Raw genomic sequence first — 17,214 nt, forward strand, 5'->3', positions numbered from 1 at the left:
GTGTTGCGCGGTGAGGTGGCATGCGAGGTGTTGGGTGGCTAGACGGCATGTGCACGTCGTCGGTCCGTTCGCGACCGCGGCTGGCGTGTCGTTGGTCCACTCGGCGCGGCGATTCGCGCGTCGTCGGTCCACTCGGCGCGGGGACTCGCGTTTCGTCGGTCCACTCGGACTGGCGGCTGACGTGTCGGCGGTCCGTTCACGACGGCGGCTCAGGCGTCGTTGGTCCGTTCACGACGGCGGCTCACGCGTCGCCGGTGAACCCGTCGTTCTGCTCGGCCAGCTCGTCGAGCTCCGGCCGGTGCGCCGACGCGGGCAGGCCGTCCGGGGCCGTCGTCAGCTCGACCACCCAGTCCACGTCCTCGGCGTCGTCCTCGCCCGCCAGCATGTCCCGGTGCACGTGGCACGGCCCCCAGCCGTCCTCCAGCAACGACGCCGCCAGCTCCTCGGCCTCGTCGCGGTCCGGCAGGATCAGCAGCACCGTCGGCGGGATCAGCCCGCGCACCGCCAGCACCGTCCGCAACGCCGCCGTGTCCGGCACGTGCACGCCGTCCAACCCGGCCGCACGCGCGGCAGCCACGTTCACCGGGCTGTCGTCGCAGAACACGCCGGACGTGTACCCGAGCTCGTCGAGCACTCGCCGGTAGATCGCGGGGTCGGGCTTCGCGAGCCCGAGCCGTGCGGAGTTGAAGACCGCGTCGACCTCGGCGTCGAGGCCGAGCGTCGACAGGTCCGCCTCCAGCCGCGTGGTCGCGTTGGTCAGCAACGCCACGAAGCACTGCCGCCGCGCCACCCGCACGAGCGCCAGCGCCTCGGTGATCACCTCGCCGACGGAGACCGGGAACCCGGCCTCGACCCGCCACTGCTCGTCGGTGATCTCACCGGTGACCGCGCGCAGCAGCAACGAGGGTTCGAACGCGACGGCCGTGACCTCGGGCGGGAGAGGCGGGAACGACCGCAGGACGCCGTCGAGGTCCAGCAGCAGCAAGGGTTTCAGCGCCGGCGTCCGTTCCACGTGCCCCACAGGATCGCCACCGCGGGCACCAGCAGGAAGATCAGCGGGTTCTTCACCAGCGCGAAGAAGAGGATCACCGTCGCGATGCCCACGACGGGCACGACCGCGCTCTCCCACCGGCGCGCGGGCGGCCTGGCGGGCTCGTTGAACATCGGCACGGGCGTCACGAACTGCGGCCGGGGGTCGGGCAGGTCGTAGAACAACGCCATCAGCTCGCCGCGGGTCTTCGCGGTGGTGATCTTCGCGGACCGATCGCCGTACTCGGTGATGTCGATGCGGCCCGCGCTCATGTGCTCGCCGAGCACCTGCAACGCCTGCTGACGCTCGGTGTCACCGATGCGGATGTCCCTCGCCGGGTCGCTCACGAACTCAATCGTAGGTGAGCGACCCGGCGGGAGAAGCGAACACTCAGTCCTTCAGCTCGCAGATCACAGTGCCCTGGGTGATCGGGTCGCCGGGCGCCGCCGCGAGGCCCGTCACGGTGCCGGCCTTGTGCGCCGTCACCGGGTTCTCCATCTTCATGGCCTCCAGCACGACGATCAGTTCGCCGGCCTCGACGGTCTGCCCGTCCTCGACGGCCACCTTCACGATCGTGCCCTGCATCGGCGCCGCCACCGCGTCGCCCGACACCGCGGCCGCACTGCCACCGGCCCGCTTCGTCTTCGGCTTCTTCGAAACAGCAGCAGGCCGGGAACCCACGGCGAGATCACCCGGCAGCGACACCTCCAGGCGACGTCCGCCGACCTCGACCACCACGGTCTGGCGCGGCGTCTCGTCCGAGGCAGCGTCGGCCGAACCGGCGAACGGCGCGATCTGGTTGTCGAACTCCGTCTCGATCCACCGCGTGTGCACGGTGAAGCCCTCGGGCTTCTCGGCCGTGAACGCCGCGTCCCGCACGATCACCCGGTGGAACGGCAGCACCGTCGCCATGCCCTCGACGACCATCTCGTCCAGCGCACGACGCGACCGCGCCAGCGCCTCCTCGCGGGTCTCGCCGGTGACGATCAGCTTGGCCAGCAACGAGTCGAACTGCCCGCCGATCACCGAACCGCTCTCGACACCGGCGTCCACGCGCACACCGGGCCCGGACGGCGCCACGAAGGACGTCACCGTGCCGGGCGCGGGCAGGAAGCCGCGACCGGCGTCCTCGCCGTTGATCCGGAACTCGATCGAGTGCGCCCGAGGCGTCGGGTCCTCGGTGAACCGCAGCTTCTCGCCCGCGGCGATGCGGAACTGCTCGCGCACCAGGTCGAGGCCCGTCGTCTCCTCCGACACCGGGTGTTCGACCTGCAGGCGCGTGTTGACCTCCAGGAACGAGATCGACCCGTCGAGACCCACGAGGTACTCGACCGTGCCGGCGCCGTGGTACCCGGCCTCCAGGCAGATCGCCTTGGCGGAGGAGTGGATCGTGGCGCGCTGCTCGTCGGTCAGGAACGGCGCGGGCGCCTCCTCGACCAGCTTCTGGTGGCGCCGCTGCAAAGAGCAGTCGCGCGTGCCGACGACGATCACGGTGCCGTGCGTGTCGGCGAGCACCTGCGCCTCGACGTGGCGCGGCTTGTCCAGGTAGCGCTCGACGAAGCACTCGCCGCGGCCGAACGCCGAGACGGCCTCGCGGACCGCCGAGTCGAACAGCTCGGGGATCTCCTCCATCGTGCGCGCGACCTTCAGGCCGCGGCCGCCGCCGCCGAACGCGGCCTTGATCGCGACCGGCAGCCCGTGCTCGGAAGCGAACGCGATGATCTCGTCCGGCCCGTTGACCGGATCCTTGGTGCCGGGCACCAGCGGCGCGCCCGCGCGCATCGCGATGTGCCGCGCGGTCACCTTGTCGCCGAGGTCGCGGATCGCCTGCGGCGTCGGGCCGATCCACGTCAGCCCGGCGTCGATCACGGCCTGCGCGAAGTCGGCGTTCTCGGACAGGAAGCCGTAGCCGGGGTGCACGGAGTCGGCACCGGACTGCGCGGCGGCCTCCAGCACCTTCTCGAACGACAGGTAGCTCTCACCGGGGGTGTTGCCGCCCAGCGCGAACGCCTCGTCGGCGAGCCGCACGAACGGCGCGTCGCGGTCGGGATCGGCGTAGACGGCGACGCTCGTCAGTCCGGCGTCACGGCAGGCTCGGATGACCCGGACGGCGATCTCACCGCGGTTCGCGATGAGCACCTTGCGCAGCGACACGGCGTCGTACCTCCTGCTGGACCGGTTAATTACGGCTCTGGCTGGTGCCGCAGTCTACGGAAATCGAAGAACTCCGAGAGGGAGAGACGCCTCACTTCACATCAATCGTGAGCCCATCGAGCACAATCAGCGACGTGGGAGGAACCAGGTCCGTGCAGGTGACCGCCGTCGTCGCCGCCGTGGTCGTCGTCGCGGGGCTGGTGTTCGCCTATTTCCAGCGACCTTCCGGCACCGATTCAGGTCAATCCGGTTCGGACGCCGGAATGCGCTGCGGTACCACCGTCTGCCAGGTCGTGATCGGCAAATCGGTCGGAAAGGACCTCGTGGAGGTGCTCGCCGGAACGGGCGGCGGGCGGATCAGGGTGACCGGCGAGTCCGGTCCGTTCATCTTCGAGATGACGATCGCCGAGGCGGGCGCGGTGATCACCGACAAGTCGTTGCTGTGCGCGGACGCGCCGGTCAGCGTGTGCCTGGTGCGCGGCGACGCGGGCGTCAAGGTGTTCGGCGAGGTGCTGATCCGCAAGGACGGCGTCTGGTCGCGCGCGCAGTCGACCTACCTGTCGAACGCCGGGTACCTCGGGCTGCACGACGTCAACGAGGACGGCGTCGCGGACGTCGTCTCGGCCCAGCGCGCGTGCGACGGCCAGTGCAACGACGCGTTCGTGCAGGTGTTCTCGGCACTGGGCGCGAACGTCGGCTGCACGACGCCGGCACCGGCGCGGGAGCAGCTTCCTGGCTGGCCCGCACCGGTGCCGAAGTTGTCGCAGCTACGTCCGTGCGCTGATTCCTAGTGCATCAGGCCTTCACGAGCTCCGGCTCATCGGCCGCGACCGGCTCCTCGATGAGGTGCTCGGTGCGGGCCACGACGACCGGCACGGTGATCTGCCCGGCCACGTTGGTCGCGGTGCGCATCATGTCGAGGATCGGGTCGATCGCGTAGACCACGGCCACACCGGTCGCGATCACCTGCGGCGGCAGGCCGACGACGCTCAGGGTCAGCGTGAGCATCGTGTACCAGCCGGTGGTGCCGGCCGTGGCGAGCGCGCCGAACACCGCGACGAGCACGATCGCGACGTACTGCCACACCGAGAGCTGGATGCCGAAGAGGTTCGCGATGAAGATCGTCGCGACGGCCGGGTAGACCGCGGCGCAGCCGTCCATCTTGGTCGTGGTGCCGAGCGGCACGGCGAAGTTCGCGTACTCGTTCGGCACGCCGAGGTCGGTGGCGGCCTTGCGGGACAACGGCAGCGTGGCGCCGGACGACCGCGACACGAACGCGAACTGCAGCGCGGTGCCAGCCTTGCGGAAGAACTCGACGGGCGAGGTCTTGCCGACGAACTTCAGCAGGACCGGGTAGACCACGAACAGCACCAGCGCCGAGCCGAGGTACACGGCGAGGATCAGCGAGAACAGCGGCTGCACGAACGAGTTGCCGTACGACGCGACGGCGTTGCCGATGAGGCCGAAGATGCCGATCGGCGCCAGCAGGATGATCCAGCCGACGACCTTCTGGATGATCTCGAAGAACGAGCGCACCAGGTTCGTGAACGGCGCGGCCTTGTCGCCGAGCGCGTAGGCGGCGAACCCGACCAGCACGGCGATGAAGACGACCTGCAGCACGTCGCCCTCGGTGAACGCGCTGAAGATGTTGGTGGGCACCAGGTTGTCGAGCAGCGCCTGCCACGAGCCGGACGCCCGCTTGGCGAGCTTGTCGACGGCGCCGGCGGCGGGTTCGATCGTCAGCCCGGCACCGGGCTTGAGGATCGACGCGACCGCGATGCCGATCAGCACCGCGATGAACGACGTGATGGCGAACCACAAGAACGTCTTGCCGCCGAGGCGGGCGGCGGTGCGGCCGCCGCCGAGGTTCCGCAGCGACGCGATGCCGACGACGATCGCGGTGAACACCAGCGGGATGACGGTCAGCTGCAGCAGCGCGGTGAAGGTGGAGCCGATCTTGGCGAGGACGGGCGCGAGCCACGTGCCCTTGCCGAGCCAGCCGGCCAGCGCGCCGAGCACGAGCGCGCCGAGCACGGTGAATCCGAAGACCTTGGGCTTGCGATATGTCTGGACGAACGACATCGGAACATCTCCTGGGCAGGGATGAGCGGAACGGGGCGGCGGAGGCGTTAGCTCCGACAGCCCGTGCTCGTCCTGCGTGCCAGGTCGATGTGCCTGCGACGCGTCAAGTACTCGTTCACCGCTAGCCCCCAACGCCGGCGTTGAGGGCAGTCTTCCTCGATCGGGTGAACTGTGACCAGCGTCTACCAGAGTGTGGACACGGAAACGCCCACCTGGCCGAGCAGCCTTCGGGTGAGCGGCAGGCTGATGCCGATCACCGACGTGTGGTCGCCCTCGATGCCGTCCACGAACCAGCCGCCGCGGCCGTCGATCGTGAACCCGCCGGCGACGTGCAACGGCTCGCCCGTCGCGATGTACGCCTCCAGCTCCTCGTCCGTCGGCGTGCCGAACCGCACGGTCGTCGACTCGGCCGCGGCGGCCCGGTCGACGATCTCGCCCCCGGCCACCCTGAGCACGGTGTGGCCGGTGATCAGCACGCCGCTCTTGCCAGCGACCCGCCGCCACCGCTCGCGCGCGACCTCGGCCGTGCCGGGCTTGCCCACGAGCTCGCCCTCGAACAGCAGCATCGAGTCGCAGCCGACGACCACGCACTCGTCGTCGTGCTCGATCGCCTCGGCCTTGGCGGCGGACAGCGCGACGACCGTCTCCTCCGGCGTGGGGTTCCGCAGCGACGCGACCAGCGCGTCCTCGTCCACGCCGGAGACCCGGACGACGGGCTCGATACCCGCGGACCGCAGGACGCTAAGACGGGCGGGAGACTGGGAGGCCAGGATCAGACGCACGCGGCGAGTCTGTCACGCTCGGCGCGGCGACCTGCCGGAAGGCGAGAGCAGCGACGATGCCGAGCACGATGACCGCCAGCAGCAGGTAGAACGCGGCCCGCACGGCCGAGGTGAAGTCCCCGGTCGCCGCCAGCACGATCTGCAGCACCGCCGCCGTGGCCGCGCTGCCCAGCACGTTCCCGAACTGCCGTGACGTGTTGTAGATGCCGGAACCCGCGCCCAGCAACGACCGGTCGAGCGTGCGCGTGGAAATGTTCGTCAGCGGCGAGAACACCATGCCCATGCCGATGCCGAGCAACACCATCGACGGCAGCAGCACCCACTGCGTTCCATTATTTTGGGAGGCCGTCCCCAGCAGGAACGTCATCGCGAGGATCCCGGCGCCCATCAGCGCGAACCCGATCATCGGCAGGTACTTGGCGTCCGCCCGGTTCGACCACCGCCCCGCGAAGATCGCCACCACCCCGGACATCAGCGACGCCGGTGCCGTGACCAGGCCCGTCATCAGCGGCGACAGCTTCGGCACGGTCTGCAGGAACAGCGCCAGCGGCACGAACACGCCCGTCACGGTGATGCCGATGGCGACGTTCGCGACGTTGCCGAGCGAGAAGTTGCGGTTGCGGAAGATCCGCAGCGGCATCAACGGCTCGGGGTTGCGCGCCGACGCCTGCCAGAACACGAACGCGGCGAGGAACACCACCCCGGCCGCGATGATCTCGGCGACGGTGATCGGCCCCGCGACCCGTCCCCACTGGTAGTGCTCGCCGTTCTGGATGCCGAACACCAGCAGCCCCAGCCCGAGGCAGCACAGCACGACCCCGAGCACGTCGAACTTCGGCGCCCGCCCCGGCTGCAGGTCGGGCACCCACAGGAACAGCAGGACCAGCGCCAGCACGCCGATCGGCAGGTTCACGAAGAAGATCCACTCCCAGCCGAGGTGCGTGACCAGCACCCCGCCGAGCAACGGCCCGGAGATCGTCGCGAGCCCCGCCACCGACCCCCACATGCCCAGGGCCGCACCGCGCTTGGCCGGCGGGAACAGGTGCGTGATGAACGCCATCGTCTGCGGCGTCATGGCCGCCGCCCCGAGCCCCTGGAACACCCGCGCCGCGATCAACGCCTCCGCGCTCGTCGCCAGACCGCAGGCCAGCGAGGCGGCCAGGAACAGCACGAGCCCGATCCCGTAGAGCCGCTTCGGCCCGAACCGGTCACCCAGCCGCCCGGTCAGCAGCAACGGCACCGCGAACGCCAGCAGGTACGCGCTGACCACCCAGATCACGTCGTTCAGCGACGCGTTCAGGTCGGTGATCATCGACGGCAGCGCGACGTTGACGATGGTCGTGTCCAGCAGCGTCATGAAGAAGCCGACGCACAGCGCATAGACGGTCCGCCAGTTCGCACGGTCCGATTGAGTAGTACTGCTGATGCGCGATCACCTCTTCGGTCGGCACTCTCGGCGGAGTGAAGCGCTGGGTGCTTGTCCTCACCGAACGCGGTTCCGATCGCGAAGGCAAGCGCAGACGGATCGCGGCACTTTTCGTCGTTCTCGGCGGCCTGATCGGATCATTCGGCGTTGGAAGCGTGCTCGCGAGCGACCCGATCGGGTACGGAGTTCCCGTGTGGCCGTTCGCCGACACCGTGGACCGCGCGGAGAACGCGCTGCTGAGCCAGGTCGTGCCGGCGGTGCGGTCAGGAGCCGCGCTCGACCACGCCGGCGTCGAGGTGCTGCGGCGCACTCAGGCGTACGGCAGCGCGTTCTGGACGTTGAAGCTCGAAGTGGACGGTGAGACCCGCTGTCGCGAGGTGGCGGTGGGTCTCACCGTGTCCAGTCGTCGAGTGGACTGCTAGCCGGGGAACCCGGACGCCTTCCAGGCGCCGGGCCCGTGCTGGAGCGGCCGGCGCACCCGGCGAGCCGGGTTCGCCCACTCCGAACGCCGCTTCGGCGCCTCCTCGACCGGCGCGGCCGAAGCCAGCCCGGCGATGACGGCGGTCAACGCGGCCAGCTGGTGGTCGTCGGGCGTGCCCTTGACGACCTTGAGCAACGGGGTCTCCTCCGGCGCGGTCACAGCGGGATGTTCCCGTGCTTCTTGGGCGGCAGCGTCTCGCGCTTGTCCCGCAGCATCGCCAACGCGCGCGCGACGTACCCACGCGTGAACGACGGCGGGATCACCGAGTCGACGTACCCGCGCTCCGCCGCCACGTACGGGTTGCAGAGCGTGTCTTCGTACTCCTGCTGAAGCTGAGCGCGCAGCGCGTCGACGTCCTCACCGGCCGCACCGGCAGCAGCGAGGGTCTTGCGGTGCACGATGTTCGCCGCGCCCGAAGCGCCCATCACGGCGATCTGCGCGGTCGGCCACGCGAGGTTGATGTCGGCGCCGAGGTGCTTGGAGCCCATGACGTCGTACGCGCCGCCGTACGCCTTGCGCGTGATGACGGTGACCAGCGGAACGGTGGCCTCGGCGTAGGCGTAGATCAGCTTGGCACCGCGCCGGATGATGCCGTTCCACTCCTGGTCGGTGCCGGGCAGGAAGCCGGGCACGTCCACGAACGTGAGCACGGGGATGTTGAACGCGTCGCAGGTGCGCACGAACCGCGCGGCCTTCTCGGAGGCGTCGATGTCGAGGCAGCCCGCGAACTGGGTGGGCTGGTTCGCGACGACGCCGACCGACTGGCCGTCCACGCGGCCGAAGCCGACGAGGATGTTCGGCGCGAACAGCGGCTGCACCTCGAGGAAGTCGCCGTCGTCGAGCACGCGGTTGATGACCTCGTGCATGTCGTACGGCTGGTTCGCGGAGTCCGGGATGAGCGTGTCGAGCTCGCGGTCCTCGTCGGTGATCGAGTCGGAGATCGCGCCCTGGGCCAGCGTGCCCTCGAACGCGGGGGTCTCGCTCAGGTTGTTGGACGGCAGGTACGACAGCAGTTCCTTGACGTACGCGATCGCGTCCTCCTCGTCCGAACCGAGGTAGTGCGCGTTGCCGGACTTGGTGTTGTGCGTGCGACCGCCGCCCAGCTCCTCCATCGTCACGTCCTCGCCGGTGACGGTCTTGATCACGTCGGGGCCGGTGATGAACATGTGCGAGGTCTGGTCGACCATCACGACGAAGTCGGTCAGCGCGGGGGAGTAGACGTGCCCGCCCGCGTTCGAGCCCATGATCAGCGAGATCTGCGGGATCACGCCGGACGCCTTGACGTTGCGGGAGAAGATCTCGCCGTAGAGGCCCAGCGAGACGACACCCTCCTGGATGCGCGCGCCGCCGCCCTCGTTGATGCCGACGATCGGGCGGCCGGTCTTGATCGCCAGGTCCATCACCTTGACGATCTTCTCGCCGTAGACCTCGCCGAGCGAGCCGCCGAACACCGTGACGTCCTGGGAGAACACGCACACCGGACGGCCGTCGACGGTGCCGTAGCCCGTGACGACGCCGTCGCCGTACGGGCGGTTGCGCTCCTGGCCGAAGTTGGTCGAGCGGTGCCGGGCGAGCTCGTCCAGCTCGACGAACGAGCCGGGGTCGAGCAGGAGGTCGATGCGCTCGCGGGCTGTCTTCTTGCCCTTCGCGTGCTGCTTCTCGACCGCGCGCTCCGAACCGGCGTGAACCGCCTCGTCGTTGCGCCGGTAGAGGTCAACGAGCTTGCCCGCGGTGGTGTGGACGTCGGGCGCGTTCGCGGGGACGTTCCCGATCGGCTCGGTCGCACTGCTCATGGGCCCGCAGCCTAACGAGACCATTGCTGAACTGCCCCGTGCAGTTGTCCAGGTCACGGCAACCTGTTGGTCATCTCTTGTCGCACGTACTCTCTTTCCTTCCAATAGCCTGGTCCGATGACCACAATCGACGCCGAAGAGCTGCGCTCACGGCTCGTCGCACCCAACGGCCCGTTCGCCGCTCTCGACGTCGTCGAGACCACGGCCTCCACCAACGCGGACCTGGCCGCCGCGAACGCCGCCGACCGCACCGTGCTGATCGCGCTGGAGCAGAGCGCGGGGCAGGGCAGGCGCGGCCGCAGCTGGTCGTCGCCGAAGGGCGGCCTGTACGTCAGCGTGCTGTTCCGCCCGGACGTCGCGCCCGCGAAGCTGCCGTGGCTCAACCTGATCGCCGGCCTGGCGCTCGTGCGCGTCGCCCAGTCGGCCGGCGTCGAGGCGACCCTGAAGTGGCCCAACGACCTGCTGCTCGGCTCCGGGCCCGGCAAGGGCGCCGGCATCCTGTCCGAGATCACCGCGGACGGCTCGGTCGTCGTCGGCATCGGGCTGAACGTGGCGAAGCTGCCGTCCGGCGTCGAGGCGGCGCCCGGCGGGCTCGCGCCGACGTCGTTCGAGGACGAGGGCGCCGACGAGCTGGACCGCACCGAGCTCGCGTTCCGGCTGCTGGTCGAGCTGGCCGGGCTGGAAGGCGTGTGGCGCAAGAACGAGGGCGACGCCGTGGAGTCCGGGGTGCTGGAGGAGTACACCGAGCACTCGTCGACGCTCGGCCAGAACGTCCGCGTGGAACTTTCAGGTGGTGTTCAGCTCCAGGGAGTTGCGCAGCGCATCGAGCCGGACGGCACGCTCGTCGTGCGCGGCACCGATGGGGTGGACCACGGCGTGTCCGCTGGTGACGTGGTGCATTTGCGGCCTGCGTAGTTAGGGTTGGCCCCATGGCGTACCCCGACGACCTGCTGAGCTCCGGCGAGCACGTCGTGATCCACAAGCACCCCCACTGGAAGATGCTGATCTTCCCGGTGTTCTGGCTGCTGGTGGTGGTCGCGCTCGGCACGTACCTGGCGGGCCTCGTCGGCGGTCAGTCGTGGGGCTTCATCGCCCTGATCGCGCTGGCCGTCATCGCCGTCGTGCTGGTGCTGTGGCTGACGGTGACGCCGTTGCTGCGCTGGCGGACGACGCACTTCATCATCACCTCGGACCGCGTGATGTACCGCGAGGGGGTGTTCAAGCGCACAGGCCTGGACATCCCTTTGGCCCGTGTCAACAGCGTGCGCTTCGAGCACTCTTTCGTGGACAGGCTGCTGGGCTGCGGCACGTTGATCATCGAGTCGGCCTCGGACGAGCCGCTCGAGTTCGACGACATCCCGTCCGTCGAGAAGGTGCACACCATGCTCTACCGCGAGGTCAACGACAACCCCGAGGACGACTTCCAGCCGAGGCGGCTCGATGGGCGCGCGTGAGGCGGGCCTGCCGGACGTCGTCCCCGGCGCGTCCCTGCCGTCCGCCGTCACGATCTGGGAGGTCGGGGCGCGCGACGGGCTGCAGAACGAGTCGGCGGTCGTGCCCGTCGCGGTGAAGCTGGAGTTCCTGGACCGGCTGGCCGCTTCCGGACTGTCCGTTCTGGAGGCCACGTCGTTCGTGCACCCGAAGTGGGTGCCGCAGCTGGCCGACGCCGCCGAGGTACTCGCCGGGCTGAAGCCCGCTCCCGGTGTGATCTACCCGGTGCTGGTGCCGAACGAGCGCGGGCTGGACCGGGCGGTCGAAGCCGGGGTCACGCACATCGCGATCTTCGCGTCGGCCACGGAGACGTTCGCGTCGCGCAACCTGAACCGGACGCTCGACTCGCAGTTCGAGATGTTCGAACCGACCGTGGCGCGTGCGCTGGAAGCCGGGATGTCCGTGCGCGGGTACGTGTCCATGTGCTTCGGCGACCCGTGGGAGGGGCCCGTCGCGCAGTCCCAGGTCGTCGCGGTCGGCGAACGGCTGCTCGGCATGGGGTGCTCGCAGGTGTCGCTCGGCGACACCATCGGCGTCGCGACCCCCGGCCAGGTCGAGTCGGTGCTCGCCGGGTTCCGCGACGTGTCCTCGCTGGCCGTGCACTTCCACGACACGTACGGGCAGGCGCTGTCCAACACGCTGGCCGCCTTGCGTTGTGGCGTAACGACTGTGGACTCGTCCGCCGGCGGTCTGGGCGGGTGCCCGTACGCCGAGTCGGCCACCGGGAACCTCGCCACCGAGGACCTCGTGTGGATGCTCGACGGCCTCGGCATCGAGACCGGCGTCGACCTCGACAAGCTCGTCGAGACGTCGGTGTGGATGGCCGAGCAGATCGGCCGTCCCAGCCCGTCGCGCGTGGTGCGGGCGCTCTCGAAGTAGGTCAGCCTCGGGCGGTGAACATGCCCGTGGCGATGAACCGGAAGACCGGCACGTCGCCCTTGTGCGCCGTGCCCGCGAACTCCACCAGGCCGAGGTCCGGGCGCTTCTTCGACAGGCGAGCGCTCAGGACCTCCGCCGCGAACGTCAGCGTGTCACCGGGGTGGACCGGCGCGAGCCACGAGAGCTCGCGGCCGCCCGGCGAGCCCTGCGACGTCGAGTCGGCGAGGACCACATCAACCCAGCGGCGCATCCACAGCGACGCGGTGTACCAGCCGGAGGCGGACAAACCGCCGAAAATCGAGTTCTTCCCGGCTTCCTCGTCGAGGTGGAAGGGCTGCGGGTCGAACTTCTTCGCGAAGTCCAGCATGTCGTCCCGGTCGACGGTCAGGTCGCCAAGCGGGATGATGCGGCCTGCGGGCAGATCCTCGAAGGCGATCATCTCGTTGATCCTACGTAACTGAATCCGCTGGGAACCGATCTATGGGCAACGGCGTCCTAGAGCCCGAGCCCAGGGCTATGCGTGTGAGGGGGACTCGGTGGACGACCACCGTGCGCAGGTCGAGGAGCTGCTGGCCGACTACCGGCGCAGCCGCGAACAGCTGGTGACGGTGCAGCGCGAGCTCGCCGCCGTGTCCGGGCACGCCTCCAGTCCGGACGGGACGGTCGAGGCGACCGTCGGCACCGGCGGGAAGCTCGTGGGTCTCGAACTCTCCGAGATGGCGTACCGAAGGCATCGGCCGGAGCAGCTCGCCGAGCTGATCGTGCGGACCGTCGCCGCGGCCGCCGCGAGTGCGGCCGAGGAGACCTACCAGGCGTTGAGCACCGTGCTGCCCACCGCCACGGACCCCGCCGCGCTGGTCGCCGGAACCGCCGACCTGCGGCCGTCCGAGTACGAGGCCGGATCCGAGTACGAGACCGTCGACCTCGGGCAGCAGCCCGTGCGCCGCCGGGTCGACGACGACGAGGACAACGAACAGCGCGAGAGCTGGCTCGACTCCGAGCTCATCAACAGGAGGGTCCGATGACCGGGTACTCGGCCGATCTCGAACGGCTGGACGCGGGCGCGCGCGAGATGAGGGGCTACGCCGGGCAGGCGACCGAGATCGCGGGCACGCTGAACCGCGCGCTCGCCGGGTTCGGTGCCTGCTGGGGCGACGACGCGATCGGCCGCAGCTTCGCCGCCTCGCACGAGCAGCCCGCCGGTGCCGCTTCCGGTGCCCTGTCGGGGCTTTCGGCGACGCTGGGGGACGTGGGCGACAAGCTCGCCTCCACCGCCGCCACGTATCGGCACGTCGAGGAGACCAACGCGTCCGGGATGAGAAGGTTGGACGGCTGACATGGGCATCGAGCTTCCCGCCGAACTCACCGCCATCGCCGCCAAGGCGGGCGTCACGTGGCCGAAGGCCGACGAGGACGCCATGCGCTCCAGCGCCACCGCGTGGCGCGAGGCGGGCGACAAGATCAAGAGCCTGGGCACCACGTCCGACGGCGCCGCGAACCGCGCGCTGGGCGGCGTGACGGGCTCGACCGGTGACGCCGCACGCGGCCGGTGGGCCAAGGTCGTGGCCCCGGACGGCGACTTCCAGCGCGCCGCCAAGGGCTGCCACGCCGCCGCCGACCGCCTCGAACACGCCGCCGTGCAGGTGGGCGCCGCGAAGGTCCAGATCGTCCGCGAGCTGGTCACCCTGGCCAAGAACAACGACGCCGCCACGGCCTCGGCCAACGCCGGCAACCCCGGCGCCCTCGCCGGACTCGACACCCTGACCAAGGGCGCCGCCGCCAACGTCGCGAACCTCAACACCCTGCTGACCTCGGCCATCCGGCTGGACAGCGGCATCGACATGTCCCAGGGCACCTCGCCCGTCAACACCGCGCCCGGCGCCCACGGCCCCGGTGGCACCGGTGGTGGCGTGTTGTCGCCCATCACGGACATCGTCGGCGGAATGGTCACACCCGTCGCGGGCGTGGTGACCGACGTGGCCGCCCCGGTCACGAACGCCGCGGGCACCGTCCTCGCACCCGTCGCCAGCGCCGTCGCACCCGTGGTGGCACCTGTCGCCGGTGCGGTCGCGCCCGTCGTGGCCCCGGTCGCCGCCGTCGTCGCACCGGTGACCGAGGCGGTCGCCCCGGTCGCGGGCGCCGTGACGGCTCCGGTCGCACCCGTCGTCGCCCCGGTCGTGGGCGCGGTGGGCGACGCGGCCGCACCGATCGTGCACGCCGCCGCCCCCGTCACGGGTCCGGTCACGGCTCCCGTCGCCGGCGCGCTGCACCCGATGGTCGACACGGTGCCCGGCGGCCGCGACGCCGCGGGCCCGGTCTTCGGCGACGGTCCCGGCAACGGCCCCGGCAACGCGGGCGACCAGGGCAGGGGCCCTGCCCCGCTCCCCGGCCTCGTGCCGAACGCGGCCCAGCCCGTCGTCGCCCCGGTCGCGCACGCGGTGGTGGACGCGATCCCGAGCGTCCACGGCACCCTCGGCCCGGTCGCCGACGGCACGACCCAGGCGTCCGGCGCCGTCCTCGACCCGCCGCTGATCCGCGGCGGCGAACTCCCCGGCCAGACCGTGTCCTCGGCTCCCGCCGCCGCGGCTCCCGCGGCTCCGGCCGCCGCCGCTCCGGCTGGTCCGGCGATGGGCAGCCCGATCGGTGGCGCGCCGGTCGGCGGTCCCGTGGGCGGCCCGATCGGCGGCGCCCTCGGTGCCGCCCCGGTGAGCGGTGCCGTCAGCGGCGTTCCGGCGGCGGCCGCCCAGTCCAGTGCGCTGGTGGGGCAGCAGGCTCCCGGCCAGCAGGCCCAGCAGGGCCAGGCCGCCCAGCAGGCGCAGCAGGCCGCCAAGTCCGCCGACGCCAAGTCCGCGGACCCGAAGGCCGCCGAGGCGAAGGCGGGCGAGCTCCGGTCCGGTTCCGGTGAGCTCAAGCAGGGCGCACCGGCCGCTGCCGCCAAGTCGGGGGCGCAGATGTCGGGGGCACAGGTGCTGCCCGGCACCCAGGCGACGACGGCCCAGTTCGGCGGCCAGTCCGGTTCCCAGCCGGGACCGCAGGGCCAGACCTCGGCCCAGGCGCAGACGGCTTCAGGCGCGGTGCCGGCCAAGGACGCCACCACCAAGGACCTGTCGAAGGACACCGCCGACACCGTGCTCGACGGCGACCTCACCACCGTCGACAACCAGGGCGAACGCCAGCTCGGCGACACCATCGCCACCCCGGCCGCGCCCGGCGCGGACGTCGACCTCGGCGCCCGCCCGACCGGCCACACCCCGGTCGGCGGGGCTGCGACGGCGGGCCCCATGGCCACCACCGCCGACTTCGGCACGCACAGCGTGTCGCACGCGCTGAGCGACCGCCTCGAGAACCGCGACGACCTCGCCTTCGCCGACCCCGGCCTGGCGGGCGAGATCGCGCGCCACACCTACACGGCGGCGGCCGCGGGCAGCTGGTTCATGGCCATCTTCCTCAGCGCGGGCAAGGCTCCCCGCCTCGCCCCGAGGCCGGCCCGCCAGCTCCCACCGCCCCCGCAGGCACCGGAGGAGCAGCCGGTCCCGAGGTTCGCGCCAGGAGACCACCTGCAGGCGCTCGACCTCGTCGCGCAGCCGTCCACCGCGCAGGCGATCTCCACGCCTGCCCCGCCGTCCTCCGAGGGCCTCGGCGCGGACCACCCGGCCGTCCAGGCGCTGCTCGAAGGCCACGACCCGCTCGCCGGGATGCACGAACGCGACTGGGAGGCCCTCTTCCAGCACGAGGACGGCACCCCGCGCTGGCCAGCCGAACGCGAGGGCGGCTACGAGGACAGCCAGGCCGAGGTCCTCAAGGCGGGCGCGGAGCTGGACAGGTTCGGCACGCCGGAAGGCCGCGTGCTGAGCGCGGCCGGCACCCCGTTCGCCCAGCGTTCGCTGCCACCGGCCGCGGCTGCCGAGGGCTACCGGGTGTACCGGGTCGAGAAGGACCTGCCCGTGCACCGCACGATCAGCGCGCCCTGGTTCGGCCAGCCCGGCGGCGGCAGCCGGTACCGCACCACCTACCCCGTCGCGGACCTCGTCGCGCTCGGCTACCTCACGGAGATCACCGCATGAACGTCGAACAGCTGCCCGAGTGGCTGACCAGGATCGGCGTGCCGGACGACGTCGTCAGCCTCGGCGAGGAGACGGACCAGCGCTGGTGCCTGCTCGCCGACGAGAAGGGCTTCGAGGTGTTCTGGCAGGAGCAGGGCAACCGCTACGACTGGGCCCGGTTCGACGACGAGAGCGTGGCGTGCCACTACCTCTTCGGCCGGCTGGCCTGGGCCCAGGTCGCGCGCGGAAGCCTTACCGTGCCAACAGCTTGAGCGCGGCCTCGTGCAGGTGGCCGTTCGACGTCAGCACGCTGCCGCCGTCGTAGCGCTCCTCGCCGTCCAGCGAGGTGAAGCGGCCACCCGCCTCGGTCACCAGGACCTGGAACGGGGCGATGTCCCACGGGTTCGCGACGCACTCGGGGGCGAGGTCGATCGCGCCCTCGGCGACCAGGCAGTGCTGGTAGAAGTCGCCGAACGCGCGGCTCTCCCAGGTCGCGTCCACCAACCGCAGCCAGGCCTCACGTGAGTGGTACTCCACCCACGACTTGATGTCGGTCGTCGACACGTACGCGTCCTCGAGCGCGCGCACCCCGGACACGGAGATCGCGCGCTCACCGGACGCGTCCGACGCGAACGCGCCCCCGCCGGCAGCCGCCCACCAGCGCCGGCCGAGCGCGGGCGCGGACACCGCGCCGACCACCGGCACGCCATCGACGACCAGGGCGATCAGCGTGGCCCAGACCGGCACGCCGCGCAGGAAGTTCTTGGTGCCGTCGATCGGGTCGAGCACCCAGACGCGCGACGCGTCCAGCGTGCCGCCCCGCTCCTCGCCCATGACGACGTCGTCGGGACGTTCGGCGGCGAGCAGCGCGCGGACCGCGTCCTCCACCGCCACATCGGCATCGGTGACGGGCGTGCGGTCCGGCTTGCGCTCCACGGCGAGGTCGTGGGCGCGGAATCGGGTCGCGGTGATCGCGTCGGCGGCGTCGGCGAGGCGGAGGGCCAGTTCGAGATCAGCATCGTGGCGTGACACGCGGCGATCGTTCCACGAATA

General features: G+C 71.0%; 19 protein-coding genes. 9 read left to right on the forward strand and 10 right to left on the reverse strand.

The annotated features are described in order from the left end of the window. Positions 1 to 241: 241 nt before the first annotated feature. Genes ACQEU1_RS31100 through ACQEU1_RS31110 form a run of 3 tightly spaced genes read right to left on the reverse strand, consistent with a single transcriptional unit; the run spans position 242 to position 3,184 of the window. Positions 242 to 1,012, reverse strand: coding sequence for an HAD-IA family hydrolase (locus ACQEU1_RS31100; RefSeq protein ID WP_433209352.1), 771 nt, complete (start codon positions 1,010 to 1,012; stop codon positions 242 to 244). Further along, positions 991 to 1,377 (reverse strand): DUF1707 SHOCT-like domain-containing protein, encoded by a 387-nt coding sequence (locus tag ACQEU1_RS31105; RefSeq protein ID WP_433209355.1) that lies wholly within the window; start codon positions 1,375 to 1,377, stop codon positions 991 to 993. Before ACQEU1_RS31105 ends, ACQEU1_RS31100 begins: the two co-directional genes overlap by 22 nt. A 43-nt stretch (positions 1,378 to 1,420) precedes the next feature. Then, entirely contained in the window at positions 1,421 to 3,184 is a 1,764-nt protein-coding gene (locus ACQEU1_RS31110; RefSeq protein WP_433209358.1) for an acetyl/propionyl/methylcrotonyl-CoA carboxylase subunit alpha, read from the reverse strand. Between the two features lie 134 nt (positions 3,185 to 3,318). On the opposite strand from ACQEU1_RS31110, the gene ACQEU1_RS31115 reads away from it, so the two are divergent. Further along, complete coding sequence (locus ACQEU1_RS31115) at positions 3,319 to 3,975, forward strand: hypothetical protein (protein ID WP_433209361.1); 657 nt, start codon at positions 3,319 to 3,321, stop codon at positions 3,973 to 3,975. Positions 3,976 to 3,979: 4 nt separating this feature from the next. On the opposite strand, the gene ACQEU1_RS31120 is transcribed toward ACQEU1_RS31115, so the two are convergent. The 3 genes from ACQEU1_RS31120 to ACQEU1_RS31130 form a co-directional block, all read right to left on the reverse strand. Then, positions 3,980 to 5,266 carry a dicarboxylate/amino acid:cation symporter gene (locus ACQEU1_RS31120; protein WP_433209364.1) on the reverse strand — a complete coding sequence of 429 codons (1,287 nt, stop codon included), beginning with the start codon at positions 5,264 to 5,266 and terminating at the stop codon, positions 3,980 to 3,982. Positions 5,267 to 5,448: 182 nt separating this feature from the next. Beyond that, positions 5,449 to 6,048 carry a Maf family protein gene (locus tag ACQEU1_RS31125; protein ID WP_433209367.1) on the reverse strand — a complete coding sequence of 200 codons (600 nt, stop codon included), beginning with the start codon at positions 6,046 to 6,048 and terminating at the stop codon, positions 5,449 to 5,451. Further along, entirely contained in the window at positions 6,008 to 7,474 is a 1,467-nt protein-coding gene (locus ACQEU1_RS31130) for an MFS transporter (RefSeq protein ID WP_433211883.1), read from the reverse strand. The genes ACQEU1_RS31125 and ACQEU1_RS31130 overlap by 41 nt, the downstream gene beginning before the upstream one ends. A gap of 35 nt (positions 7,475 to 7,509) precedes the next feature. On the opposite strand from ACQEU1_RS31130, the gene ACQEU1_RS31135 reads away from it, so the two are divergent. Further along, positions 7,510 to 7,896, forward strand: a complete 387-nt coding sequence (locus ACQEU1_RS31135) for a hypothetical protein (RefSeq protein WP_433209370.1) — start codon at positions 7,510 to 7,512, stop codon at positions 7,894 to 7,896. Here ACQEU1_RS31135 and ACQEU1_RS31140 read toward each other — a convergent pair. Further along, the gene (locus tag ACQEU1_RS31140) at positions 7,893 to 8,114 is read right to left on the reverse strand and encodes an acyl-CoA carboxylase subunit epsilon (protein ID WP_433209373.1); all 222 of its coding nucleotides are present in this window, start codon (positions 8,112 to 8,114) and stop codon (positions 7,893 to 7,895) included. The genes ACQEU1_RS31135 and ACQEU1_RS31140 overlap by 4 nt on opposite strands. Beyond that, entirely contained in the window at positions 8,111 to 9,748 is a 1,638-nt protein-coding gene (locus tag ACQEU1_RS31145) for an acyl-CoA carboxylase subunit beta (protein WP_433209376.1), read from the reverse strand. The genes ACQEU1_RS31140 and ACQEU1_RS31145 overlap by 4 nt, the downstream gene beginning before the upstream one ends. A gap of 117 nt (positions 9,749 to 9,865) precedes the next feature. Between ACQEU1_RS31145 and ACQEU1_RS31150 the strand changes: the two genes are divergently transcribed. Genes ACQEU1_RS31150 through ACQEU1_RS31160 form a run of 3 tightly spaced genes read left to right on the forward strand, consistent with a single transcriptional unit; the run spans position 9,866 to position 12,118 of the window. Continuing rightward, the gene (locus ACQEU1_RS31150) at positions 9,866 to 10,663 is read left to right on the forward strand and encodes a biotin--[acetyl-CoA-carboxylase] ligase (RefSeq protein ID WP_433209379.1); all 798 of its coding nucleotides are present in this window, start codon (positions 9,866 to 9,868) and stop codon (positions 10,661 to 10,663) included. Positions 10,664 to 10,677: 14 nt separating this feature from the next. After that, positions 10,678 to 11,202 (forward strand): PH domain-containing protein, encoded by a 525-nt coding sequence (locus ACQEU1_RS31155; RefSeq protein ID WP_433209382.1) that lies wholly within the window; start codon positions 10,678 to 10,680, stop codon positions 11,200 to 11,202. Beyond that, positions 11,189 to 12,118 carry a hydroxymethylglutaryl-CoA lyase gene (locus ACQEU1_RS31160; protein ID WP_433209385.1) on the forward strand — a complete coding sequence of 310 codons (930 nt, stop codon included), beginning with the start codon at positions 11,189 to 11,191 and terminating at the stop codon, positions 12,116 to 12,118. The genes ACQEU1_RS31155 and ACQEU1_RS31160 overlap by 14 nt, the downstream gene beginning before the upstream one ends. 1 nt (position 12,119) lies before the next feature. Here ACQEU1_RS31160 and ACQEU1_RS31165 read toward each other — a convergent pair whose 3' ends face one another. Next, the gene (locus ACQEU1_RS31165) at positions 12,120 to 12,557 is read right to left on the reverse strand and encodes a MaoC family dehydratase (RefSeq protein ID WP_433209388.1); all 438 of its coding nucleotides are present in this window, start codon (positions 12,555 to 12,557) and stop codon (positions 12,120 to 12,122) included. Between the two features lie 97 nt (positions 12,558 to 12,654). On the opposite strand from ACQEU1_RS31165, the gene ACQEU1_RS31170 reads away from it, so the two are divergent. The 4 genes from ACQEU1_RS31170 to ACQEU1_RS31185 are packed head-to-tail and all read left to right on the forward strand — an operon-like array spanning position 12,655 to position 16,433. Then, positions 12,655 to 13,143, forward strand: a complete 489-nt coding sequence (locus tag ACQEU1_RS31170) for a YbaB/EbfC family nucleoid-associated protein (RefSeq protein ID WP_433209391.1) — start codon at positions 12,655 to 12,657, stop codon at positions 13,141 to 13,143. Then, positions 13,140 to 13,454, forward strand: a complete 315-nt coding sequence (locus tag ACQEU1_RS31175; protein ID WP_433209394.1) for a WXG100 family type VII secretion target — start codon at positions 13,140 to 13,142, stop codon at positions 13,452 to 13,454. Before ACQEU1_RS31170 ends, ACQEU1_RS31175 begins: the two co-directional genes overlap by 4 nt. 1 nt (position 13,455) lies before the next feature. Beyond that, positions 13,456 to 16,182 (forward strand): TNT domain-containing protein, encoded by a 2,727-nt coding sequence (locus ACQEU1_RS31180; RefSeq protein WP_433209397.1) that lies wholly within the window; start codon positions 13,456 to 13,458, stop codon positions 16,180 to 16,182. Next, complete coding sequence (locus ACQEU1_RS31185) at positions 16,179 to 16,433, forward strand: hypothetical protein (protein ID WP_433209400.1); 255 nt, start codon at positions 16,179 to 16,181, stop codon at positions 16,431 to 16,433. The genes ACQEU1_RS31180 and ACQEU1_RS31185 overlap by 4 nt, the downstream gene beginning before the upstream one ends. Here ACQEU1_RS31185 and hisN read toward each other — a convergent pair. Next, positions 16,414 to 17,193, reverse strand: coding sequence for a histidinol-phosphatase (gene hisN / locus ACQEU1_RS31190; protein ID WP_433209403.1), 780 nt, complete (start codon positions 17,191 to 17,193; stop codon positions 16,414 to 16,416). The genes ACQEU1_RS31185 and hisN overlap by 20 nt on opposite strands. Positions 17,194 to 17,214: the final 21 nt, after the last annotated feature.

This window comes from Lentzea sp. CA-135723 (genome assembly GCF_050936595.1).
Classification (GTDB): domain Bacteria; phylum Actinomycetota; class Actinomycetes; order Mycobacteriales; family Pseudonocardiaceae; genus Lentzea.